Annotated in this window: 18 protein-coding genes and 1 pseudogene; 8 read left to right on the forward strand and 11 right to left on the reverse strand. The window is 66.5% G+C overall.

Annotation, left to right across the window (positions count from 1 at the left end; all coding sequences use genetic code 11):
• The first annotated feature begins 15 nt into the window (after positions 1–15).
• The 3 genes from AC07X4_RS11495 (at position 16) to AC07X4_RS11505 (ending at position 5134) form a co-directional block, all read left to right on the forward strand.
• Positions 16–522, forward strand: coding sequence for a (2Fe-2S)-binding protein (locus tag AC07X4_RS11495; protein WP_494740132.1), 507 nt, complete (start codon positions 16–18; stop codon positions 520–522).
• Positions 519–4262 (forward strand): molybdopterin cofactor-binding domain-containing protein, encoded by a 3744-nt coding sequence (locus tag AC07X4_RS11500; protein WP_494740133.1) that lies wholly within the window; start codon positions 519–521, stop codon positions 4260–4262. The genes AC07X4_RS11495 and AC07X4_RS11500 overlap by 4 nt, the downstream gene beginning before the upstream one ends.
• A 173-nt stretch (positions 4263–4435) precedes the next feature.
• Positions 4436–5134 (forward strand): hypothetical protein, encoded by a 699-nt coding sequence (locus AC07X4_RS11505; RefSeq protein WP_494740134.1) that lies wholly within the window; start codon positions 4436–4438, stop codon positions 5132–5134.
• Positions 5135–5560: 426 nt separating this feature from the next.
• On the opposite strand, the gene AC07X4_RS11510 is transcribed toward AC07X4_RS11505, so the two are convergent.
• Both AC07X4_RS11510 and AC07X4_RS11515 read right to left on the reverse strand, forming a co-directional pair.
• The gene (locus AC07X4_RS11510) at positions 5561–6100 is read right to left on the reverse strand and encodes an EVE domain-containing protein (protein ID WP_494740135.1); all 540 of its coding nucleotides are present in this window, start codon (positions 6098–6100) and stop codon (positions 5561–5563) included.
• Positions 6101–6200: 100 nt separating this feature from the next.
• Positions 6201–6821 (reverse strand): LysE family transporter, encoded by a 621-nt coding sequence (locus AC07X4_RS11515; RefSeq protein ID WP_494740136.1) that lies wholly within the window; start codon positions 6819–6821, stop codon positions 6201–6203.
• Positions 6822–6922: 101 nt separating this feature from the next.
• Here AC07X4_RS11515 and AC07X4_RS11520 point away from each other — a divergent pair, with 101 nt between their 5' ends.
• Positions 6923–7372, forward strand: a complete 450-nt coding sequence (locus AC07X4_RS11520; RefSeq protein WP_015012065.1) for an Lrp/AsnC family transcriptional regulator — start codon at positions 6923–6925, stop codon at positions 7370–7372.
• An 8-nt stretch (positions 7373–7380) separates the two neighbouring features.
• On the opposite strand, the pseudogene AC07X4_RS11525 reads toward AC07X4_RS11520, so the two are convergent.
• From AC07X4_RS11525 to AC07X4_RS11540, 4 genes and pseudogenes are all read right to left on the reverse strand, one after another.
• Positions 7381–7494: pseudogene (locus tag AC07X4_RS11525) on the reverse strand (VOC family protein); the annotation flags it as partial.
• Positions 7495–7579: 85 nt separating this feature from the next.
• A complete protein-coding gene (locus tag AC07X4_RS11530) occupies positions 7580–8077 on the reverse strand; it encodes a VOC family protein (RefSeq protein ID WP_494740137.1) in 498 nt (165 codons plus the stop codon).
• Positions 8078–8115: 38 nt separating this feature from the next.
• Positions 8116–8493: a VOC family protein gene (locus tag AC07X4_RS11535; RefSeq protein WP_015012067.1), complete on the reverse strand. Its 378-nt coding sequence runs from the start codon at positions 8491–8493 to the stop codon at positions 8116–8118.
• A 99-nt stretch (positions 8494–8592) separates the two neighbouring features.
• The gene (locus AC07X4_RS11540; protein ID WP_494740138.1) at positions 8593–9474 is read right to left on the reverse strand and encodes a helix-turn-helix domain-containing protein; all 882 of its coding nucleotides are present in this window, start codon (positions 9472–9474) and stop codon (positions 8593–8595) included.
• Between the two features lie 214 nt (positions 9475–9688).
• Here AC07X4_RS11540 and pobA point away from each other — a divergent pair, with 214 nt between their 5' ends.
• From pobA to AC07X4_RS11560, 4 genes are all read left to right on the forward strand, one after another.
• A complete protein-coding gene (pobA, locus tag AC07X4_RS11545; RefSeq protein WP_494740139.1) occupies positions 9689–10861 on the forward strand; it encodes a 4-hydroxybenzoate 3-monooxygenase in 1173 nt (390 codons plus the stop codon).
• A 305-nt stretch (positions 10862–11166) separates the two neighbouring features.
• Positions 11167–11436 carry a hypothetical protein gene (locus tag AC07X4_RS11550; RefSeq protein ID WP_494740145.1) on the forward strand — a complete coding sequence of 90 codons (270 nt, stop codon included), beginning with the start codon at positions 11167–11169 and terminating at the stop codon, positions 11434–11436.
• 332 nt (positions 11437–11768) lie between these two features.
• The gene (locus AC07X4_RS11555; protein WP_494740140.1) at positions 11769–13721 is read left to right on the forward strand and encodes an ATP-binding protein; all 1953 of its coding nucleotides are present in this window, start codon (positions 11769–11771) and stop codon (positions 13719–13721) included.
• Positions 13722–13868: 147 nt separating this feature from the next.
• Entirely contained in the window at positions 13869–14318 is a 450-nt protein-coding gene (locus tag AC07X4_RS11560) for a carboxymuconolactone decarboxylase family protein (protein WP_494740141.1), read from the forward strand.
• Positions 14319–14381: 63 nt separating this feature from the next.
• Here AC07X4_RS11560 and AC07X4_RS11565 read toward each other — a convergent pair whose 3' ends face one another.
• From AC07X4_RS11565 to AC07X4_RS11585, 5 genes are all read right to left on the reverse strand, one after another.
• Entirely contained in the window at positions 14382–16097 is a 1716-nt protein-coding gene (locus tag AC07X4_RS11565) for a tannase/feruloyl esterase family alpha/beta hydrolase (protein ID WP_494740142.1), read from the reverse strand.
• 151 nt (positions 16098–16248) lie between these two features.
• Positions 16249–17976 carry an acyl-CoA dehydrogenase family protein gene (locus AC07X4_RS11570; protein WP_494740143.1) on the reverse strand — a complete coding sequence of 576 codons (1728 nt, stop codon included), beginning with the start codon at positions 17974–17976 and terminating at the stop codon, positions 16249–16251.
• Positions 17977–18100: 124 nt separating this feature from the next.
• Entirely contained in the window at positions 18101–19090 is a 990-nt protein-coding gene (locus tag AC07X4_RS11575) for a Bug family tripartite tricarboxylate transporter substrate binding protein (RefSeq protein WP_056057208.1), read from the reverse strand.
• A gap of 98 nt (positions 19091–19188) precedes the next feature.
• Positions 19189–19953 carry an SDR family NAD(P)-dependent oxidoreductase gene (locus tag AC07X4_RS11580; protein WP_099731539.1) on the reverse strand — a complete coding sequence of 255 codons (765 nt, stop codon included), beginning with the start codon at positions 19951–19953 and terminating at the stop codon, positions 19189–19191.
• Between the two features lie 29 nt (positions 19954–19982).
• Positions 19983–21860: a feruloyl-CoA synthase gene (locus AC07X4_RS11585; RefSeq protein ID WP_494740144.1), complete on the reverse strand. Its 1878-nt coding sequence runs from the start codon at positions 21858–21860 to the stop codon at positions 19983–19985.
• Positions 21861–21864: the final 4 nt, after the last annotated feature.

A 21864-nucleotide genomic window follows, 5' to 3' on the forward strand; every position in this document is an offset into this window, starting at 1 on the left:
ACAACCCACCGAGACATGCACGCGCCCGCTTCACCCTCCCCGGTCGTCGTTAATGGCCAGCCGTTTGCCGTGCCGCAAAGCACTTTGGCCAGCGCCACGTTGCTGCACGTGCTGCGCAACGACCTGTCGCTCAACGGCCCCAAGTACGGCTGTGGCCTGGGGCAGTGCGGGGCGTGCACGGTGCTGGTGGATGGGATTGCCGCGCGGGCCTGCGTGATCCCGGCGCAGGGCGTGGCGGGCCGCGAGGTGACCACGCTGGAAGGGCTGCCCGGGCGCTGCAGCCGCACCGCAGGACTTCACCCGGTGCAGCAGGCCTTTGTGGATGAGCAGGCCGCGCAATGCGGCTATTGCCTGAACGGCATGGTGATGATGGCCGTGGCCTTGCTGGAGCGCAATCCTGACCCCGACGAAGCGGCAGTGCGCCGCGAGCTGTCGGGCAACCTGTGCCGCTGCGGCACGCATGTCGAAATCATCCGCGCCGTGCTGCGTGCGGCCCAGTTGATGCGCGAGGCCCAGGCATGAACACGCCTCCATCCCTGCGCGCCCACAGCCCGCTCACCCGCGCCGACTTCCATGCTGCCCGGGGCGTGCTGCTGGTGGTGCGCAACCCACCGCCGGCACCACCGCCCGTCAAGGGCCAGCCCGCGCTGGTGGCGGGCAACCCGGCCGAGGGCGTGGAGATACTGATCGCCGTGTGGGACGACGGCAGCGTGACCGCGCTCAACGGCCATGTGGACCTGGGCACCGGCATCCGCACCGCACTCGCGCAGATCGTGGCCGAAGAACTGGACGTGCCCTTGGCGCAGGTGAACATGGTGCTGGGCGACACCACCCGCGCGCCCAACCAGGGCGCCACCATCGCCAGTGCCTCCATCCAGATCCACGCCAAGCCCCTGCGCATCGCCGCTGCGCAGGCGCGCCACTGGCTGGTGGCCCAGGCCGCAGAGCGGCTGGGCGTGCCAGTGGATCAATTGCAGGTGCGTGCGGGGATCGTGCAGGTCACTGCAGACCCATCGCGCCAAGTGGCCTACGGCGCGCTGCTGGCGGGCGCGCACACCACGCTGGATCTGGTGGACGCCACGCCCACCAAGGCCGCCGCCGATTACACCGTGGTCGGCCAGTCCGTGCCACGCGTGGACATCCCCGCCAAGGTCAGTGGCGAGCTGGTGTTTGTGCACGACATGCGCGTGCCCGGCATGCTGCACGGCCGCGTGGTGCGCCCGCCGTATGCGGGGGCCGACCATGGCGACTTCATCGGCAACACGCTCGAATCGGTGGACCAGCAGTCCATCGCCCACATCCCCGGCATCCGCGCCGTGGTGGTGATCCGCGACTTTGTGGGCATCGTCGCCGAGCGCGAGGAGCAGGCTGAGCAGGCGCTGCGCGAGCTGAAAGTGCGCTGGAAGGACTGGCCCGGCTTCCCGCGCCAGGACAGCGCCGAGGCGCTGGAACAGGCCATCCGCGCCAACCCCGCCACGCAGCGCCGCCTGGTGGACGAGGGCGATGTGGATGGCGCCCTGGCCGCGCTGTCTGCCGACGGCCAGCCCATGCCGCGCACCTATGTGTGGCCCTACCAGATGCATGGCTCCATCGGCCCATCGTGCGCGGTGGCCGAATGGCGCAGTGATGACAGCACAGGCCGCCCGCGCATGACGGTGTGGGCGGGCACGCAGAACCCCCATGTGCTGCGCGCCGACCTGGCCCGCCTGATGGGCTTGGCCGATGTGGACATCGACCTCATCCGCATGGAGGCCGCAGGCTGCTATGGCCGCAACGGGGCCGATGATGTGGCCGCTGATGCCGCGCTGCTCTCGCGCGCCGTGGGCGCGCCGGTGCGCGTGCAGCTCACGCGCGAGCAGGAGCATTTGTGGGAGCCCAAGGGCACGGCGCAGCTCATGCAGGTGCGCGGCGGGCTCAAGGCCGATGGCACCGTGGCGGCGTACGACTTTGAAACGTCCTACCCCTCCAACGGCGCGCCCACGCTGGCCCTGCTGCTCACCCGCGCCATCGAGCCTGTGGCCCAGGCCTACGAGATGGGCGACCGCACCGCCCGCCCGCCCTACCAGTACGACAACCTGCGCGTGGCCGTCAACGACATGCCGCCCATCGTGCGCGCGTCCTGGCTGCGCGGCGTGTCGGCCCTGCCCAATTCGTTTGCGCACGAGTCGTATGTAGACGAGCTGGCCACGGCGGCGGGTGTGGACCCGGTGCAGTTTCGCCTGCAGTTGCTGAACGACCCGCGCGCTGCCGAGCTGGTGCAGGCCACGGCCGAAAAGGCGGGCTGGATTCGCCGCACCGGCCCGCAACAGCGCCCGCTAGATGGGGATTGGGTGCAGGGCCAGGGCTTTGCCTACGCTCGCTACATCCACAGCAAATGGCCCGGCTTTGGCGCCGCCTGGGCGGCATGGGTGGCCGATGTGGAGGTCAACAAAAAGACCGGCGAGGTGCACGTGCGCCGCGTGGTCGTGGGGCACGACGCGGGCCTGATGGTGAACCCCGCCGGTGTGGAGCAGCAGGTGCACGGCAACGTGCTGCAGACCACCAGCCGCGCGCTCAAGGAGCAGGTGACGTTCGAGCCCGTCAAGCAGGCCGTGGACAACCGCGAGTGGGGCAGCTACCCCATCCTGAGCTTTCGCGAGGTGCCGGTCATCGAGGTCATGCACATGCCCCGGCAGGACGAGGCGCCGTTGGGCTCGGGCGAGTCGTCCTCCGTGCCGGGCACGGCAGCGATTGCCAACGCGATTTTTGATGCGACGGGCGTGCGCTTCCGTGCGCCGCCCTTCACGCCCGAGGTGGTGCGCGCCGGGCTCAACCCACTGCCCGGCGGCGCAGGTCAAGCGGCTGCGGGCAGCACCCCACCCACTGAGCAGGCCGAGGTATTGCCCACGCTGGAGCTGCCCGCACCCACGGTGTCCGCCAGCGCCACATGGCCCGCCAAACGCAGCCCCTGGGCCCGCGCGCTGGCCCTGGTTGCCGGTGGCATCGCCATGGGTGCCGCGCTGCTGGGCTGGCGCCCCTCCATCGCGCCCGTGGTGCAGACGGCGGGCGCGTCGGTCTACAACGCCGCCACCATCGAGAGCGGCCGCCTGCTGGCCGCTGCGGGCGACTGCGTGGTGTGCCACACCGCCCCGGGCGGCACGCCCAACACGGGTGGCCGCGCCATGGAAACGCCATTCGGCAAGGTCTACACCACCAACCTCACGCCCGACGCCGAGACCGGCATCGGCCAGTGGTCCTTCAGCGCCTTCCAGCGCGCCATGCGCGAAGGCATCTCGCGCGATGGCAAACACCTGTACCCCGCGTTCCCTTACACGTCGTTCGCCAAGATGAGCGACGACGACCTGACCGCGCTGTACGCCTACCTCATGGCGCAACCCGCCGTGCGGGCCGAGGTGCCGAAGACCGAGTTGACCTTCCCGTTCAGCGTGCGCCCGCTCATGGCGGGCTGGAACGCGCTGTTCCACGACGCCACGCCGTTCAAGCCGGACCCTACGCGTCTGCCCGAATGGAACCGGGGCGCCTACCTGGTGCAGGGCGTGGGCCACTGCGGCGCCTGCCACACGCCGCGCAATGCGCTGGGAGCCGAGCGGGGCGGGGCTGCGTTCCTCTCGGGCACCATGGTGGATGGCTGGGAGGCGCCTGCGCTCACCGGCCTGTCGAAGGCGCCCGTGCCCTGGACGGCCGATGCTTTGTATGGCTACCTGCGCCACGGCCACAGCCCGCAGCACGGCAGCGCCTCCGGCCCCATGGCGCCTGTGGTGCGCGAGCTGGCCCACTTGCCGGACGAAGACATCCGCGCCATGGCGGGCTACCTGGCCTCGTTCACCGCGACCGATGCGGCTACCCAGCCAGCCACCCTGCCTGTGCCTGACCCCCAGCAGCGCGCCCAAGCCGCTGTGGCCCAGGCCGCTGCGCTGGCCCCGCAGCCCGGCCAGGCCCAGCGGCTGTTCGACGGTGCCTGCGCCGCCTGCCACCACGACGGTGATGGGCCGCGCCTGCTGGGCGTGAACGTGCCCCTGGCGCTCAACAGCAACCTGCACAGCGACCGGCCCGATAACCTGCTGCAGGTCATCGTGCACGGCATCCGCGAGCCCGCCGCGCGGGACATCGGCTTCATGCCCGGCTTTGGCCACGCGCTCAGCGATGCGCAGATCACCGAGCTGGCGGGCTACATGCGCCAGCGCTACGCCCCCGGCCGTCCGGCGTGGCGCGATGTGCCCGAGGCGCTGGCCCGTGTGCGGGCGGGGCCTGCACATCCGTAGCCTGACGATCTCGCAGACCCCCCTGGGCGATCGTCAACACGGTTTCGGAGCCTTGTGGTGCTGAGGCGCTAGTGGAATATGTGCAAGCTGCTATCAAAAATAGAGCGACCGCAGGTGCAGTGTTCGGCCCGACAATCGGGCTGCACCACCGTCCAGACACCATGACACCTGCCATGTCTTTGCCATCGCACAGCGCCTTGCGCACCCCGCACCGGCGCGTGCAGCGCATCGGCGGCGCCGCAACGTTGGCCCTGTGTTGCCTGGCCCTCACGGCCTGCGGGCCAGATGTGCAGGGGTCGCCCAAGCCGCCTGCGGCGTTTGGCCCCGTGCAGAGCAGCTGGTTCGGCTGCCCGTCCCTGCAAGGGGTGTACGCCTGGCCGCCGGTGGCGCCCGGTGGGGTGCGGGGCAGCCTGCCGTTTTTTACTGGCTCGGCGGAGATGCAGGTCTGGGTGCAGCAGCAGCGCGGCGAAACCACGCTGCGCACGCGCACCGTCAACCGCGCGCGCAACGTGCGCACCTCGCTCACCCGCCAGTGGAGCCTGGTCACCTACAGCGGCGCACAGGCCCGCTGCAGCTCCGGCATGCTCGACCTGGCTCCGCAGACCGCGCCGACCGGCAACGAGCCGGGGACCTCTGGCGTGCTGCAAGGGTTCCGGATGGCGCTGCTCAAAGACGGCGGCCTGGCTGTGGGCAAGCGCACGCTCACTACCGGCAACAAGGGCTCGTACTTTTCGTGGGGTGGGCAGTCCTACGGCAGCTACGACGCACCCGATGTGGAGACCTGGACCTGGTTCAAGCTCGCCCGCACTGCAGCGGGGGACAGCGAGCCGCCGGTCATCGACGCCTACACGCCCGGGGCCACCTCTCCATAAGCCCCTTGGTTGCAGAGCGGCGCGCGAAAAAAGCCGCGAACTTCCCCTTTTATCGCGCTACCGCCTGCGTTGCCACCTCGGCACAGTGACATCGGGGCTTGGTCCATGGTGGGGCAGGCCCGGGCGCCCGGCTCTTTGTGTCGTGGCAGGTGCCCATGTCATCGGCCAGCCACGCGGCGGCCGCCCACTGTTGCCGTTCAAGGAGAAGACCATGCCCGCTAGCGAAATCGAAATCCACGCGATCGTGCTGCGACTGCTGCGTGAAGGCTATGCCGCCCTGACCGCCGCCCAACGCCGGGTGGTGGACACGCTGATGGCGGTGTGCTGACGCGCGCCTGCGAGCTGTTCGAAGGCCCACGGGACTGTTCGCGATCTGTTTGAAGCCTTTTGGGCCGGATGCGCTAGTGTCCATTGCCTGAGGCGCTATTAAAAATGTAGTGATTGCAGCGCGGCCTGCATCGCCTGCGCAATCAGGCGCATGTCGTGGTCGCTGACGGCAAACAACCCAAAGCGGAACTTGCTACCCCAGCGCTGGCGGTCGTCCACAAACTCGAAGTCGTCCAGCAGCGGCGCAATCGCCGCCTCACGCGCAGGTACATAGGCCACATCCCGGCGCGAGGGCACAAACCCACCGCCCATGTCAAACGCATACGGCGCACCCGGCAACACGATGCCGATGGAGACAAACGCCTGCAGCCGGTCCTTGCCGCCCATCGTGACGGTGGGCGCGTAGTACGCCACACGGTCGCCGGGGCGTATGCGCTGCAGGGGCGCCACCTTGCCGTGGCATACCTGCATGTAGCCCGCGCCTGGCGTGGCGCAGCCCCGGCGGGCGTGCTGGGCGCAGGCCACCGCGATCCAGTTGCGGCGCGGGGCGGCTGCAGGGGGCACTGCCGACAGGGGCATGTCGTTGCGCGCAGGCTCGGCATCCGGCCAAAGGGGGTGTTGCAGCAGGGCGTCGGTCATGAGAAAAGCTCCGGGTCAAAGAAGCCACCGATGGTGCGGGCCCGCTGCTGACACCGCAGTGTCAGTACCTTTGCAGCATCCCTGTGCGCAGCGCAACGCCTCAGACCAGCTGCCCCCACTGCCACAGCGCAAACCCGCCCAGCAGCAGGGCCGACGCCCGGTTGATGCGCAGGCGCCAGGCGGGCGTAAAGCGCTGCCGCTGGTAGGCAATCGCACTGGTCAGCAGCAGCCACCAGGCGGCAGAGCCCACCAGCACCCCCGTCACCATCCACAGCGGTGACGGCAGGCTGGGCCGGCCGCCACCCAGCGCGCCAAACACCGCAATGAACGACACGATGGTGGCCGGGTTGGCCAGCGTCAGCGCGAACGTGCCCGCCGCCAGGCCCAGCAGCCCCCGCGCGTCGGGTGCCGGGGCGGCGGTGTGGGCCACCGGCGCATGCCAGGTGCGCCAGGCCAGCACCAGCAGCAGTGCGCCGCCGCCCAGTGCCAGTGGCGTTTTGGCCTGCGTCAGCCCGTCGATGAGCCAGCGCACGCTGAAGGCGCCCACGGCGCCATACACCGCATCGGCCGCAGCAGCGCCCAGGCCCGTAGCCAGCCCGGCCGCCAGGCCCCGCTCCAGCGTGCGTTGCATGGTCAGCAGGCCGATGGGGCCCACAGGGGCCGCGATGAGCACGCCGATGACGGCGGCTTGCAGAAACACGGTGATTGATGTGAGGTCCATGCACCGATGCTAGGGCGGCTGTTGGCGGTGGAGAATGCAGAAAATTCGGAGAATCCCGCATTGGGTTTCGTTTTTTTCTGTGCCCATCGAGAAAGGCTTGTATGGAAGTCGATGACAAAGCCTGGCGCCTGATCAGCGCGCTGCAGGCCGATGGCCGCGCCTCGCTCAAGGAACTGGCCGAGGCCGTGGGCCTGTCGGTGCCCGCCACGCTGGAGCGCCTGCGCCGCCTGCAAGAGGCGGGCGTGGTGCGCGGCGTTCATGCCGACATCGACCCCGCCAAGGTCGGCTACGGTGTGCGCGCGGTGGTGGGCATCAACGTGCCGCAGCCCGGCAAGAAGGCGCTGATCGACAAGCTGCGCCAGTCGCCCCAGGTGCTTGAGTGCCACCACGTCAGCGGCAACGACTCGTATGTGATGCAGGTCGTGGCGCGCGACCTGCCCGACCTGGAGCGCTTTCTGGGCGACATCAACGGCTATGGCGAAACGCGCACATCCATCGTGTTCTCCACGCCCATCCCGCTGCGTGGCCTGGCCCGGCCGGAGGCGGGCTGACCCACACCTCAGAACGTGATCTTTACCGACGCCGCACTGCGCTGCGCGTCGCCATGGAACACGGCCTCTATGTTGTTGCCATCCTGGTCCAGCACAAACGCCGCGTAGTAGCCGGGGTGGTAAGAGCCTGTTCCAAGTCTTTTTGAAGTCGCACAAGTACCTTGCCGGGATGGGATGCAAGACGCGGGGCGCAGCCGATAGCCCGTGCTATCGGCAAGCGCCGTAACGCCGCAGACCGCCCGGCAAGGCACTTGCCCGCAGGGTTGGAGTGAAATCGGGCGATTGGACGCCCCGGCTGCTTGCATGGGCACGAGCCCATGCGGCGCATCCGAAGCATCCACTCATCCCGATTGCACTCCAATGCGATCTCCAAAAAGACTTGGAACAGGCTCTTCGCTCGCCCGGCGCGCCGTTGTCGGTGCCGCCGTGGGCCAGCGCAGCTTGGTAGAACGCATCCACCATCGCCCGGTCCCGGGCCTGAAATGCCAAGTGATGGCGGCCTGTCAGGTGGCCCTGCGCGGCAGGGCTGTCGGCTGACGACACAAACAGCTCGTCCGCCCAGAAGTAGCCCTCGTCCGCCCCGCCCATGGGCACCTGCAGGGCCTCCAGCACCGCCGTGTAGAAGGCCTGGCTAGCTGCCAGGTCGCGCACGACCAGCTGCACATGGTCAAACAGCCTGCCCCGGTGGATTTCTTGCGCTTCCATGCTGTGCTCCTTTCGTAGACCGTCGGTGCGTTGTGGCTTCAAGCCAGCGCGTGCAGACCCACGCGGTTGCCATCCAGGTCGTGGATGTGCGCAAAGAAGCCCATGCCCGGCGGCAGCGCCTGGCGCGGCAGGGCCACGCGGCCGCCCTGGGCCACCGCGCGGTCCAGCGCAGCGTCGAGCGAGGGCGATGCGTCCAGGTACACCAGTGTGCCGCTGCCCGACACCTGGGGCGCCGTGGGGCCCATCATCAGCGCGCCGCCTGCACCATCGGCTTCGGGGTCGTAGGCAAACACGGCGCCTTCGCTCGGGCCCATGTTCTCGCGGCGCATGGGCTGGCCCAGCACGGCTTCGTAAAAGGCCTGGGCGCGGTCCAGCTGGGTGGTGGGGATTTCAAACCAGGCGATGGCGTTTTTCATGAAAGGCTCCTTGTCGTTCAATGGGTGATGGAAAGAAAGAAGCCCCGATGGTGAGCGGGGGCTGCTGACAGCGGAGTGTCAGCAGCCTGTCACCCCGCATCACATTGCCGGAGCGGGCGCGGACGCCGCCACCTGCGCCCGAAACGCACGCGGCGACAGCCCCGCATCGCGCGTGAAAGCGCGGGTGAAGTACGCCGGGTCGGCATACCCCAGCGTGTAGGCAATGGTGGCCACGCCCAGGTGCGTGTAGGCCAGGTTGCGCCGCGCCTCGCGCATCAGGCGCGCCTCAATCAGCCGCTGGGCCGACACGCCCGTGGCAGCACGCGCCACGCGGCTCAGGTGCGTGGGCGACACGGCCAGCGCCCGCGCGTAGTCGGCCACCTGCCAGTGCTCCAGAAAATGCGCCTCGATCAGCGCCTCCAGCCGCTGCACCAGGCTGGACTCTGGCGCGTGGGTGTCGTCCGGGCTGTGCTCGTCCATCGCGCGCGCCACCCAGCCCAGCAGCGTGGCGCTCAGGCCCCGCAGCACCAGCGCACGCGCCTTGGCGCGGCCCGAGAACTCCTGCCAGACCTGGCCCATGGCCTGGTGCAGCTGTGGCGGCGCAGGCGCCACGGCGGGCCGCGCCAGGTCGCGCCGCACATCGCCCACGCGCACAAAAATCTCGTCCATCAATTCATCGGCCAGCGTGGCCACCCAGCCCTGCGTGTGCTGCGTAAAGCGGAATGCGTGCACATGCCCCTGTGGCACGTTGATGAGTGCACCGGCAAACAGCGGCACCCGCTCACCATCCAGGTGCGCCACGCCCCCGCCTGACGTGATCAGCAGCACCTGGTGCAGCCGCGTGTGCCGGTGCGGCGCCAGCTCCCAGTCGTGCAGCGCCGATCGCTCGGCAATCGTCTCGCAGTGCAGCACATCGGGCAGGTGCTGCGACTCGCCGAACAGGCTGTACGAGTGGATGGTTCCGATGTTCGAAAAGTGCATGTTCTGGCTCCATCCGTCCATTCAACGCGGCGACTGTGCCACGTATCTTTGGGTGGTCGTTTTGACCCATGTCATCAACCCAACAGAGCGGCTCACACAACTCAGCGAAGCGGCCCTGGCTAGGCGTCCTGCCGCAGACAGTACAAGCAGTACGGCAAGGCGGGACAACAACGCCAGGGGAGTTTTGTGAGCCGCTCGCCACAAAGGAGACACCATGAAAACCCAGGTTTGCATCATCGGCGGAGGCCCCTCGGGCCTCATGCTCTCGCAGCTCTTGCACCTCAAGGGCATCGACACCATCGTGCTGGAGCGCCAAAGCCGTGAATACGTGCTGGGCCGCATCCGCGCCGGCGTGCTGGAGCATGGCTTTGCCGCACTCATGCGCGAGGCCCAATGCGGCGAACGCATGGACCGTGAAGGCGAGATCCACGACGGCTTCATCATTGCCCACGACGGAAAAATGGACCGGGTCGATTTGCACAAGTACAGCGGCGGTAGCTCCGTCGTGGTGTACGGCCAGACCGAGCTGACGCGCGACCTGTACGAAGCGCGTGACCGCATGAAGGGCGTCGTCATCCACAACGCCGAAGACGTGCAGCCGCACGACCTGAAAAGCGCCAACCCGTACGTGACCTACCGCAGTGGCGACGAGGTGGTGCGCATCGACTGCGACTTTGTCATCGGCGCCGACGGCTTCCACGGCGTGAGCCGAAAGTCCATCCCGCGCGACGTGCTCAAGGAGTATGAAAAGGTCTACCCCTTCGGCTGGCTAGGCGTACTCTCGCGCACCAAGCCCGTATCGCCCGAGCTGATCTACGCCAAGCACGAACGCGGCTTTGCGCTGTGCTCGCTGCGCTCGCAGGTGCTGAGCCGCTACTACATCCAGGTGCCGCTGACCGACAACGTGGAAGACTGGTCCGACGAAGCCTTCTGGGCCGAGCTGAAACGCCGCCTGCCCGCCGAGGTGGCCGCCCAACTCATCACCGGTCCCTCCATCGAAAAGTCCATCGCCCCCCTGCGCTCCTTTGTGGCCGAGCCCATGCGCTACGGCAACCTGTTCCTGGCCGGCGATGCCGCCCACATCGTGCCGCCCACCGGCGCCCGGGGCCTGAACAGCGCCGCATCGGACATCTACTACCTGTACCACGCCATGGTCTCGCACTACAAGGATGGCGACAGCACCGGCTTGGAAAAATACTCCGAGAAGGCCCTGGCCCGCGTGTGGAAGGCCCAGCGCTTCTCGTGGTGGATGACGACCATGCTGCACACCTTCCCCGAGTCACTGGCCTACGACCAGAAGCTGCAGGACACGGACCTGGCGTACCTGTTCTCGTCCGAGAAGGCGCTGGGGTCGCTGGCAGAGAACTACGTGGGGTTGCCGTTCTGAGCGCCCGGCAGTAGCACTGCCACCCAATCAAAGGCCTGCATGGGATTCCCTCATGCAGGCCTTTTTTGTATGTGACCGGTCGGCGTTGTGTGCAAGTGGTGCTCCGTCTGCTCACGCGGCGCGCCCTACGGCCTGCGCACTGCGGCCCCCTGCGGGCCCCAGACAATGCCACTTTTCATGCAGCCGCCCGGCACGGCAATTGCCATCTGCTACGGAAAATTTAGGCAGAACTGATGCTTACGCCCGTACAGCAGGCCCGATAGCATCGCACCAAGTTTTCAGATCATTGGCCCCGTGCTGTCGATGTGCAATTCGACGATGGCTTGAACACGATGAAGCTGCAGACGCAGCGTTTTGAGGCGCTGCACTGGACGGCAGTGAGTGCCCATCAGCAACCAGGAAAGCCATCACAAATGGATTGGGTCCCGATAGTCTTCATCACCTTCAAGGTGCTCGTGTTTGGCACCTGCATGTTCTACGCCATCAAGTGGCACCATGACCAAGGGAAGAAGGCGAAAGAAGAAGCGAGCAGATTGCAGGCGCCAACTGACCGCACGCCGGGCGCTTCGGAATAGGTAGGCAATGCTCCGCGTTCATGTGCCCGGCGCTTCCCCTGGCAGGTGACGACTACGCTGCACACTTTCCTAGAGTTGCTGTGCCAACGACCAGAAGCTGCAGGAAGCCTTTTCATGTGACCGTACCGGTCCCCCTATGTACCCCTGCTAGCGATCGTTCAGTCGGGCAGCTCGGCTAGGACTCTCTTGGCTCTTGGCTTAGCATCTAAGACTAGGCGAAAAGGTGCGTCGAGCTGAATGTCCGAAATTAGATTAAGCATGTTTGGACTGCCCTGTGGGATATGCGGCACCCTCTCGCTCGGACACTCCGGAGCGAATGACAAGGGGAAGATATGGCGACGAAAACCAAGATGAGGTCGGTTGCGATGACAGGATCGCTATTCGAGGAGAACTATCTTGTCCGCACACTCGGACGCATAGCTCAGGACTCCGAGGTCGCGCTCACGGAACTTGTTGCCAATGCGTGGGATGCAGGCGCCTCTCTTGTGGATTTGACGATCCCTCCGACCAATGCGCTTGTATTGACGGTAGAGGACGATGGGCATGGCATGACCGCGTCTCAGTTTAAGGGTCGTTGGATGAAGCTGGGCTACGACCGCATCAAGCATCAGAGCACGATGGTCGAGTTCCCGCCGGAACGCAAGGGCTGGCGTCGGAAAGCCTACGGCCGTAATGGTGTTGGGCGCCATGGGCTGCTGTGTTTTGCCGACCATTATTCGGTTGAGACTTGGCGCGAGGACAAAGGGGCAAGTTTCGACATCGGTACCAATAGTGAGGAGAACCCTTTCAAGATCGAAAAGGAGGGGGCTTTTATCAAAAAGGGACACGGTACTAAAGTCTCTGTCGTCGTCATGCGGCATTTGCCGGACCCGGACGCCATCCGCGCGATTCTGGCTGCGCGCTTCGTCCATGATCCGCAGTTCGTTGTTCGGGTCAATGGGGAGTCCGTTGCCCTGGCGGATCAGACGGGCCTCATCGAACAGACGCCATTGCAGATCGACGGATGCCCAGGAGCGGAGGCCTACGTTGTGGACTCGACGCGGTCGAACAGGTCAACGCTCTATCAAGGTATCGCTTTCTGGGTGAATGGCCGTCTTGTCGGTATGCCGAGTTGGGTAGTCGGATCTGAGGCCGTGATTGATGGCCGCGCCCGCTTTGCGAAGCGTTATTCGATCGTTATTAAGGCCGATGATGGTTGGCTGACCGAGGTCGAGCAAGACTGGGTTCGATTCAAAAGTAACAAGAAAGTCGATGCTCTTTTCGAGGCTGCTCGCGAGTACGCCAAGAGGGTCTTCGCGCAGCTCTCTGCGACGCTGGTTGAGGAAAGCTCCGAAGAGGCCCTCGTCAAAAACCGTGAAGACTTTAAGGAACTCTCACCGTTGGGCCGTGCCGAGGTCGCCAGCTTCGCTCGCGATTTGGTGAAGTCCACGCCCACCGTTTCACAGGACGTTCTTTCCGCGGCGGTGCAGGCATTGATTAATATCGAAAAGGCCCGTGGCGGCGCAGCTTTACTTGAAAAGCTCACAAGGCTTGATGAGTCAGATATTGAAGGGCTTGATCGGCTGTTGAGCCAGTGGACCGTCCGCGACGCGCTTTCGGTGCTTGACGAAATTGATCATCGCCTAGCGGTGATCGTGGCTATCGAGAAACTTGCTGGCGATGAAACTTCCGACGAGCTACACACTTTGCATCCGCTGGTGACGCAGGCCCGATGGCTGTTTGGCCCCGAGTTCGACAGTAGTGAATACTCATCCAACGTGAGCTTGCGAACGGCCGCCGAGAGAATCTTTAAGAAGCGATTGTCCAGCGAAGCGTTCATAAACGCCAAGCAGCGTCCCGACATCATGACCCTTGCCGATGCGACTTGTTCGATCGTTGGCACGGAGGGTTTCGATGCTGCCGACCCAACGCTCACACGGATTCAAAACGTCCTGATTATTGAGTTGAAGAAAGGGCACTCCGCGATCGGCCGAGAGGAGATGAACCAGGGCAATGGCTATGTGCAGGACTTTCTCGGCAGCGGCGCACTCGATGGTACGCCGATGTTCCGCGCTTTCGTTGTAGGCCACGAGATCACTGCGAAGACCACCCGTGAAATTGAACTCAAGGAAGATGGTGTCCTGCGCGGGCGAGTGCAGGCAGTGACCTATGGCCAGCTAACACGGTCTGCTCATCAACGGCTGTTCCGTTTGAAGGAACGTATTCCCGCCCGGTATGAAGACGTGTCTGGCGCAGATCTGTCTGCGAAGGTCATGCAGACCCCGTCGCAGGCTAATCTTCAGTAGCAATGCCGCCATGTTCTTCCCAAGCGGCCGTAGCGTCGTCCGCAGCCATTTCTTCAGCACCTGTCACAGCACCCTCGCATCACACGTCTTGGTAGCAGGAGGCCGATATCGCCCTCCGCCCAACATTCAACGTGAAGGAACTGCTGTATGAATCGCGCTGTCTGGTTCAACGTATCGCCCGAGGGTGCCAAGGCTATCGGGACGCTGCACCACTTTGTCACCCAGGGCACGAGCCTGCCCAGCTTGCTGACGCACCTGGTCTTTCTGCGCGTGTCTCAGATCAATGGGTGCGCGCACTGCATCGACATCCACACGCGTGACTTGCTGGCCGAAGGAGTATCGGTGGAGAAGGTGGTGCTGGTGCCTGTGTGGCATGAGGCGGCGTATCTGTTCTCCGAGCAGGAGCGCGCCGCGCTGGCCTGGGCCGAAGAGGTGACCCGCGTGAGCGAGACCCATGCCTCCGATGAAGCCTATGCGGCGGCACTGGCCGTGTTTGGCGAGAAGGACCTGGTGGAGCTGACGCTCACGATTGCCGCCATGAACGCCATCAACCGCATGGGCGTCAGCTTTCGCATGAAGCCTCGCGCCAAGGCGTAAAAGGAAAAGAAAAAAGGAAGCCCGGCTTGCGCCGGGCTTCCTGCTTTTCAAGCGCTGAATGGATCACTTGCAGCTGAAACTGCTTGCACTCTCCACATCCCCCGTGCCGTTGTAGCGGGCCACCTTGGGGTACACGCACAGCGGCCGGGTGCGGTTGGCGGACCAGCTGGCGGGCAGCTCGGTGTTGACCACATTGGCGCCTGCGCCGCGTGCCTTGGCGGTCACGCTGTCGGGGGCTTTGCCTTGTTCCACCCAGGCCACCAGCGGGGCCAGCATGTCGAACTGGTCGGTGGCGGGGCCGCCGGAGCAGTGGTTCATGCCGGGCACCAGGAACAGGCGGGCAAAGGCGTCGGCCTTGCCGCTGTGGTTGGCCTGCAGGCGGTCCATCCAGTTGGCGGTGTCCATGGGCGAGAACACGCCGTCGGCCACGCCGTGGAAGACGATCATCTTGGCGCCCCGGTTCTTCAGGGCGCTCAGGTCGGCTTCGTTGGGCGGGGTCATGTACGACCAGGGCGACTCGGTGTACGTGGTGTTGGTGGCGAACATCTTGGGGTAGTCGGTCTCCATGCTGAAGTTCAGCGCGTACTGCATGCCGGGGATGGCGGTGAATGCGGCCACGCTGGATGGGGGCGACGTGAAGATGAAGGCCACTGCACCTGCGTCGCGCGTGGCGGGCGCGCCAAAGTGCCACGATGCAAAGTTGGCGCCCGCAATGCCGGGGTCGAACCAGGTGCCGGTGTACAGCGCTTCGCCCTTGCTGTTCTTGGGGCCGGCAAAGATGCTGGCCAGCACGCCCTTTTGCTCGCTGGTGATGCAGCTGCCGTCGCGCGCGCCGGTGCAGGTGGGCACGTCGGTTTGCAGGTTGAAGGCGGCCTGGCAGGCGGCCACATCGTTGACCTGGCCGTCGGCCACGCCGTCCAGTGCGTCGCACTTGGCGACGATCTTGCTGCTGATGAGCTTGAACTCGGCCGGGCTCACGGCGGTGGTCAGGTCGGGCAGGCCGGTGGTGGCGTCTTTGGTGGACACCTTGGCGTATTGCTGGGCCTTCCACAGCTGGGTAGTGGCGGCCTTGGGCAGGTGAAAGCCGGGGTTGCCTGCCAGGATGCCGTCGTACTGGTCGGCATAGCGCGATGCGCCCACCATGGCGTGGCGGCCGCCGTTGGAGCAGCCGGCCAGGTACGAGCGGTCGGGCGCCTTGCCGTAGGCGCTCTTGATGAGGTTCTTGGCCATGGGGGTGAGGGTGCCCACGGCCTGGTAGCCGTAGTCCAGCCGGGCTTGCGGGTCCACGCCAAAGAAGGGTGTGGGTGCGCCATGGCCTGCGTCAGAGCTGAGCACTGCAAAGCCTTGCACCAGGCCGGGTGCCACGGGTGCGGCGCCGCTCACCGAGCCCAGCGCGGTGACCACGCTGCCGTCCAGGCCGCCGTTGGCCTGGTGCAGAAAGCGGCCGTTCCACTCCACGGGCAGGCGCATTTCAAAGCCGATGGCGTAGCTGGCGCCGTCCACGGGGCCGGTGCGCTCTTTCATCTTGCCTTTGACGAGGCAGTGCGCGGGCGCCTGGGTGGTCACGCCCTGCACGGTGATGGGGCCTGCGGGCACCTGTTCGGCCGAGGTGATGCGCGTGTCGGGCAACGCCAGGCTGCTGGCCAGCGTGGCGCACGACTGCAGGGTGGCCGGTGTGGCGGCGGAGAGCTGGGGCAGGGCGGCGTCGGACGAGCCGCCACAGCCCATGAGCAAGGCAGCAGCCGCTGCCGAGATCGCCAGGGGGTGGTGGGCACGCATCCGGTTTCTTCTCATCTTCAAGCGCATGGTGTTGTCTCCAGTGGTTTTTTTGAGGCGCAAGGAACCCCGCAACGTGGCCTCAACACGCTGTGGGTGGGAGATCGATGGAAGGTGTTTCGCTACTAAATCAGGAGCTGTGGGCGCATATGAATCATGCGCTTGCGGCCTCCTGCGGCCTGAATTCAAACGCCTGGGCAATGCGCTGGCGCAGGATGGTGGTGCGCAGGTCGAATTCGGGCAGCACCCACTGGGCGAAGGCCTGGGCGGGTGGGGTCCAGCGGTCTGTAGCGGCGGTTGACTGCTCGGTGCGGTGGGGGCGGGCGGAGCCGATCTGGGCCCAGGCCCATTCCAGCAGCACCAGTGCCACGGCGCGCAGGTAGTCGTCGGCCACCCAGTAGGGCAGTTCGGGGTCGGACTGGGCGGCAATCGCCAGGGTTTGTGTGATCTCCACCAGGGCATGGCGGCGCGCGCTGGCGGCGGCGCTGGGGGCTGCGCCGGGCAGTGTGGTCAGCAGCGTTGCCAGGCCTTGGCCGCCATCGGCCAGCACCTTGCGCACCAGCAGGTCGATGGCCTGGATCTCGTTGGTGCCCTCGTAGATCATGGCCACACGCGCGTCGCGCACGATCTGCTCGATGCCCCATTCACGCACATAGCCGTGGCCGCCAAACACCTGCAGGCAGGCGCTGGCGCCGTGAAAGGCCTGGTCGGTGAGTGCGGCCTTGAGCACGGGCGTGACCAGCGCGCACCAGCGCTGCGCGGCGGCGCGTTCACCCGCGTCGGCACTGTGCTTGGCCACATCGAGCTGCAGGGCCGTGTGGTAGGCCAGCACGCGGCCGCCGTCGATCCAGGCGCGCTGTGTGTGCAGGATGCGGCGGATGGCGGGGTGGTCTTGAATGAGGCTGGTGTCCTTGGCGCCGGGCGCGCGCATCTGGCGGCGCTCTGCGGCGTAGGCGCTGGCCTTTTGCCACGCGGCCTCCAGCAGGCCAATGCCTTGCAGGCCCACGTGCAGGCGGGCGGCGTTCATCATCACGAACATGGCGTTCAGGCCCTTGTTCGGCTCGCCCACCAGCCAGCCAGTGGCGTCGTCAAAGCGCATCACGCAGGTGGGGCTGCCGTGCAGGCCCATCTTTTCTTCGATGCGTTCGCAGACCACGGCGTTGCGTGTTCCATCCTGAAGCACCTTGGGCACCAGGAACAGCGACAGGCCCTTGGGCCCCGCCGGTGCATCGGGCAGGCGTGCCAGCACCAGGTGCACGATGTTGTCCGTCAGGTCGTGTTCGCCGCCGGAGATAAAAATCTTGCTGCCGTTCACCCGGGCGCTGCCGTCGGGCTGGGGCACGCCGCGTGTGCGCACCAGCCCCAGGTCGCTACCTGCGTGGGCTTCGGTCAGGCACATGGTGGCCAGCCATTCGCCGGTGGCGACCTTCTCCAGGTACTGCGCCTTGAGTTCGTCGCTGGCGTGGTGCTTGATGCATTCGTACGCGCCGTGCAGCAGGCCGGGCGCCATGGTCCAGCCGTGGTTGGCACCGGCCAGCCATTCAAACAGCACACACTCCAGCACCGCAGGCAGGCCCTGGCCGCCATCGTCGGGCGCGCAAGACAGCGACGGCCAGCCCGCTTGCCAAAAGGCCTGGTACGCATCGCGAAAACCTGCGGGGGTATGCACGCGTCCACCGTCAAAGCGGCAGCCTTCTTCGTCGCCGCTGCGCTGCAGCGGGGCGATGGCGCTGTCCACAAACTTGGCCGCCTCGTCGAGCACCTGGGCCGCCAGGTCGCCGTCGGTATCCGCAAACGGCGCCAGGCCCTGCCAGCGCGTGGGCGCCTTCAGCACGGTGGTCAGCAGGTGCTGGATGTCGGCAAGGGTCTGGCGGGCTTGCATGGTTTGCTCTCTTATTAGTAGCTGTTTGCGCTTGATGGTTGGGCGCTAGCGGCTGTTTCTTCTATTTTTTGCCATGCGGCGGCCCGGACTGGGGTGCCAGTCCGGACCTGCGGCGCAGGGGAAATCAGGACTCTGCGGTGAAGCCGATCTTCTTGATCAGCGGGCCCCAGCTGTCGTACTCGGCCTTTTGCCAGCGGGCCTGTTCTTCAGGGGTGGAGCCATGGGGCATCAGGCCCACGATGGCCAGGCTGTCGATGACCGACTTTTCCTTCAGCGCGGCGTTGATGGCGGCGTTGGCAGCAGCAATCACGGGCTTGGGCGTGGCGGCCGGGGCGTAGAAGCCAAACCATTCTTCAGTGGTCAGCTCAGGGAAGCCCTGTTCGGCAAACGTGGGCACATCCGGCACGTAGATGGAGCGCTTGGGGCCCGAGGTGGCCAGGATGCGCAGCTTGCCTGCCTTGTAGTTGGCGATGAAGTCGCCGTGCGGCGTGACCATGGCAGCCACCTGGCCGCCCACCACGTCCGTCACGCCAGGGATGGAGCCACGGTAAGGCACATGGCGCAGGTCCACACCGCTGTTGATGCCCAGCAGCGCACCCAGGAAGTGGGGCGTGGAGCCCGCGCCGGGCGAGCCGTAGCTGGCGTCCTTGGGGTTGGCCTTGGCCCAGGCCAGGAAGTCCTTCACGTTCTTCACGCTGGCGGGCACCATGGGGCCCACGGCCAGGCCGTGGTGCATGATGGCTGCGATCGACACGGGCGCGAAGTCCTTGTCGGTGTAGTTCATCTTGCTGTAAATGTGCGGGTAGTTGGCCAGGGCCGACACCTGTGCCACGGCCAGCACCGAGCCGTCTGCGGGCGCAGCTTTGAGCGTCTCCAGCGCAATGCGGCCGCCCGCGCCGGGCTTGTTTTCCACCACGCCAGGGTTCTTGCTGAACGCGCTGCCAGCCCACTTCTCGGCCACGCGGCGGGCCACGGTGTCGCCCGAGCTGCCGGCGGGGAAGCCGAAGTACACCTTCACCTGGTCCACCTGGGCATGGGCGGCAAAGGGGTGGAAGGCGCCCAGCGCGGCGCTGGCGCCAAGGGCCTGAACGAATTGACGGCGGGTGGTGGTCATGCTGATGTCTCCTGGTGTGTGTCTGACGGAAATCTCGGGGGTCAAGCTGGAGCGCTTTCGCGCCCTCTTGTTATTTACTGATGTGTGGCGCTGTTCGTTTACCGGGGCGCCATGCGCAAGGCGCCATCCAGGCGAATGACTTCGCCGTTCAGGTGGCCGTTGGTCACGATATGGCAAGCCAGCTCGGCAAACTCTTCGGGTTTGCCCAGGCGTGGCGGGAAGGGGATGCTGGCCGCCAGCGACTGTTGCACGGCTTCGGGCAGCTCCTTCATCAGCGGCGTGGCAAACAGGCCGGGCGCCACGGTGCACACGCGGATGGCGTGCTGCGCCAGGTCGCGCGCCATGGGCAGTGTCATGCCGGCCAGACCCGCCTTGGAGGCGCTGTAGGCCTGCTGGCCCACCTGGCCATCAAAGGCGGCGACGGAGGCGGTGAACATCATCACGCCACGCTCGCCGTTGTCCAGCACGGGGAGCTTGCTGCAGGCGGCGGCAAACAGGCGGCTCACGTTGTAGCTGCCGATGAGGTTGATGTTGATGACGCGCACAAAGTCTTCGAGCGGGGCGGCGCTGCCGTCGCGTTGCACCACGCGCTTGGCGCTGCCAATGCCCGCTACGTTCATGAGGATACGGGCGGGGCCATGGGCGGCAGCAGCCTTCTCCAGCGCGGCGGTCACGCTGGCGGCGTCGGTGATGTCGCAGGGGCAGGCAACGCCGCCAATGTCTGCGGCGACCTTTTCGGCCAGCTCGGCATTGCGGTCGAGCACGGCCACCTTGGCGCCCAGGCGGGCCAGTTCGCGTGCGGTGGCCTCGCCGAGGCCCGATGCGCCGCCGGTCACGAGGGCGGCTTGTCCTTGAATCTGCATGGTGGGTCTGTCCTGTTCGGGGTGGGGTTTCAGGCGCCGGGCTTGAGGATGCCCGGTGCCGTGTCGTCGTGCAAGGCCGTGACGAGCGCATCGCGGTGCTTGAGCACGGCGCGCTGGTTGACGGAGCCCTTGTCGGTGATCTCGCCCTTGTCGATGGAGGGCGGCTCGGCCATCAGCAGCGCGCGGGCCACGCGGCTGGCGCTGCCGGTGGCTTCGCGGGCCAGCCCGTCCAGCACCGCCTCGATGCGCTGGCGCACGGCGGGGTGGGCCACCACGTCGGCCCAGGGGGCGTCCGGGCCCAGGCCGGCGACTTCGCGGCAGGCGGGGGAGGGGAACAGCAGGGCGCCCACTTCCTTCATGTTCAGGCCGGTGAGCACCACGTCCTGGATGTAGGGTGCGCCCGCCACGATGATCTTGGCGCGCATGGGGCCCACGCTCACGAAGGTGCCGGTGGAGAGCTTGAAGTCCTCGGCAATGCGGCCGTCAAACGCCAGGCCCCGGTGGATGTTGTTCTCGTCGATCCACTTCACGGCGTCGCCGGTGCACAGGTAGCCTTCGTCGTCAAATGCGTCGCGCGTGGCGGCGTCGGAGCGCCAGTAGCCGGGCGTGACGTTGGGGCCGCGGTAGCGCACCTCGGTCTTGCCGTCCACCTCCACCAGCTTGAGCACCATGCCAGGCACGGGCGCGCCGATGTGGCCGGAGCGCACGTCGGGGCTGTTGCAGAACATGGCCGAGGGGGCGGATTCCGTCATCCCCAGGCCCGTACACATCACGATGCGCTCGCCAATGGCGGCCTCTTGCGTGGCGTGCAGGCTGTCCCACACGGGCTGGGCCAGGCCGGCGCCCGAGTAAAAGAACAGGCGCACGCGCGACAGCAGGTTGGCGCGCAGCTGGGCGTCGGTCTTCATGGCCTCGGCAATCATTTCAAAGCCGGTGGGCACGTTGAAGTACACCGTGGGTGCGATCTCGCGCAGGTTACGCAGGGTCTCGCCAATCAGTGCGGCGGTCGGCTTGCCGTCGTCGATGTACAGCGTGCCGCCATGCATCATCGTGAGGCCGAAGTTGTGGTTGCTGCCGAAGGTGTGGTTCCACGGCAGCCAGTCCACCAGCACGGGCGATGCCTCGGCCAGCACCGGCAGCGACAGCGAGATCTGCTGCAGGTTGGCGCACCACATGCGCTGGGTGTTGATGACCGGCTTGGGCATCTTGGTGGAGCCGCTGGTGAACAGGAACTTCACGATGGTGCCGGGGCCGGTGGCGTGCATGGCCGCGTCCACCGCCGGAGTGGCGATGGTGTGGCGCAGGTTCTGGAAGGTGCCCGCCTTGCGGCCCTCCAGCGCGCCCTGGGCCAGGATCACTTCGACATCGGCCGCCACGGTGGCTGCGATGGCCTTGCCGTAGCGTGCGCCGTCGGCGGCAAACACCAGGCCGGGGGTGAGGGTGTCGATGACGTGGCGCAGCTTGTCGTAGTCCTGGCTCACGGTGGCGTAGGCGGGCGACACGGGGCAGTAGGGCACACCGGCGTAGATGCAGCCCAGCGCCAGCAGCGCGTGTTCGACGGTGTTCTCGCTCAGCACCACCACCGGGCGCTCTGCGTTCAGGCCCCGGTCCAGCAGGGCCTGGCCGATGCTGCGCGCGGCGTCGAGCGCCTGGGCGTAGCTCACATGCTGCCAGTCACCCGTCTTGCCACCGGGCAGCTGTTCGCGGCGTGCCAGAAAGCTGTGGTCGGGCGTGGTCTCCGCCCAGTGCACCAGGTAGTCCGTCACGCGGCGGGCAAAGGCGCCCAGGGGCAGGTCCGCCTGCAGGTAACGCACGCCCGGTGCACCGTCACGCAGGCTGACGCGGGTCACGCCGAAGGTCACGGGGCGGTAGCGGGCCGGGGCGAGGGGGGTGGAGAGGGCGCTCATAGGG

The organism is Acidovorax sp. GW460-11-11-14-LB4 (genome assembly GCF_059423685.1).

Coding starts and splice junctions, on each gene's coding strand:
- AC07X4_RS11495 (WP_494740132.1), top strand. CDS start 16: ATGCACGCGCCCGCTTCACCCTCCCCGGTCGTCGTTAATGGCCAGCCG.
- AC07X4_RS11500 (WP_494740133.1), top strand. CDS start 519: ATGAACACGCCTCCATCCCTGCGCGCCCACAGCCCGCTCACCCGCGCC.
- AC07X4_RS11505 (WP_494740134.1), top strand. CDS start 4,436: ATGTCTTTGCCATCGCACAGCGCCTTGCGCACCCCGCACCGGCGCGTG.
- AC07X4_RS11510 (WP_494740135.1), bottom strand. CDS start 6,100: ATGACCGACGCCCTGCTGCAACACCCCCTTTGGCCGGATGCCGAGCCT.
- AC07X4_RS11515 (WP_494740136.1), bottom strand. CDS start 6,821: ATGGACCTCACATCAATCACCGTGTTTCTGCAAGCCGCCGTCATCGGC.
- AC07X4_RS11520 (WP_015012065.1), top strand. CDS start 6,923: ATGGAAGTCGATGACAAAGCCTGGCGCCTGATCAGCGCGCTGCAGGCC.
- AC07X4_RS11530 (WP_494740137.1), bottom strand. CDS start 8,077: ATGGAAGCGCAAGAAATCCACCGGGGCAGGCTGTTTGACCATGTGCAG.
- AC07X4_RS11535 (WP_015012067.1), bottom strand. CDS start 8,493: ATGAAAAACGCCATCGCCTGGTTTGAAATCCCCACCACCCAGCTGGAC.
- AC07X4_RS11540 (WP_494740138.1), bottom strand. CDS start 9,474: ATGCACTTTTCGAACATCGGAACCATCCACTCGTACAGCCTGTTCGGC.
- pobA (WP_494740139.1), top strand. CDS start 9,689: ATGAAAACCCAGGTTTGCATCATCGGCGGAGGCCCCTCGGGCCTCATG.
- AC07X4_RS11555 (WP_494740140.1), top strand. CDS start 11,769: ATGGCGACGAAAACCAAGATGAGGTCGGTTGCGATGACAGGATCGCTA.
- AC07X4_RS11560 (WP_494740141.1), top strand. CDS start 13,869: ATGAATCGCGCTGTCTGGTTCAACGTATCGCCCGAGGGTGCCAAGGCT.
- AC07X4_RS11565 (WP_494740142.1), bottom strand. CDS start 16,097: ATGCGTGCCCACCACCCCCTGGCGATCTCGGCAGCGGCTGCTGCCTTG.
- AC07X4_RS11570 (WP_494740143.1), bottom strand. CDS start 17,976: ATGCAAGCCCGCCAGACCCTTGCCGACATCCAGCACCTGCTGACCACC.
- AC07X4_RS11575 (WP_056057208.1), bottom strand. CDS start 19,090: ATGACCACCACCCGCCGTCAATTCGTTCAGGCCCTTGGCGCCAGCGCC.
- AC07X4_RS11580 (WP_099731539.1), bottom strand. CDS start 19,953: ATGCAGATTCAAGGACAAGCCGCCCTCGTGACCGGCGGCGCATCGGGC.
- AC07X4_RS11585 (WP_494740144.1), bottom strand. CDS start 21,860: ATGAGCGCCCTCTCCACCCCCCTCGCCCCGGCCCGCTACCGCCCCGTG.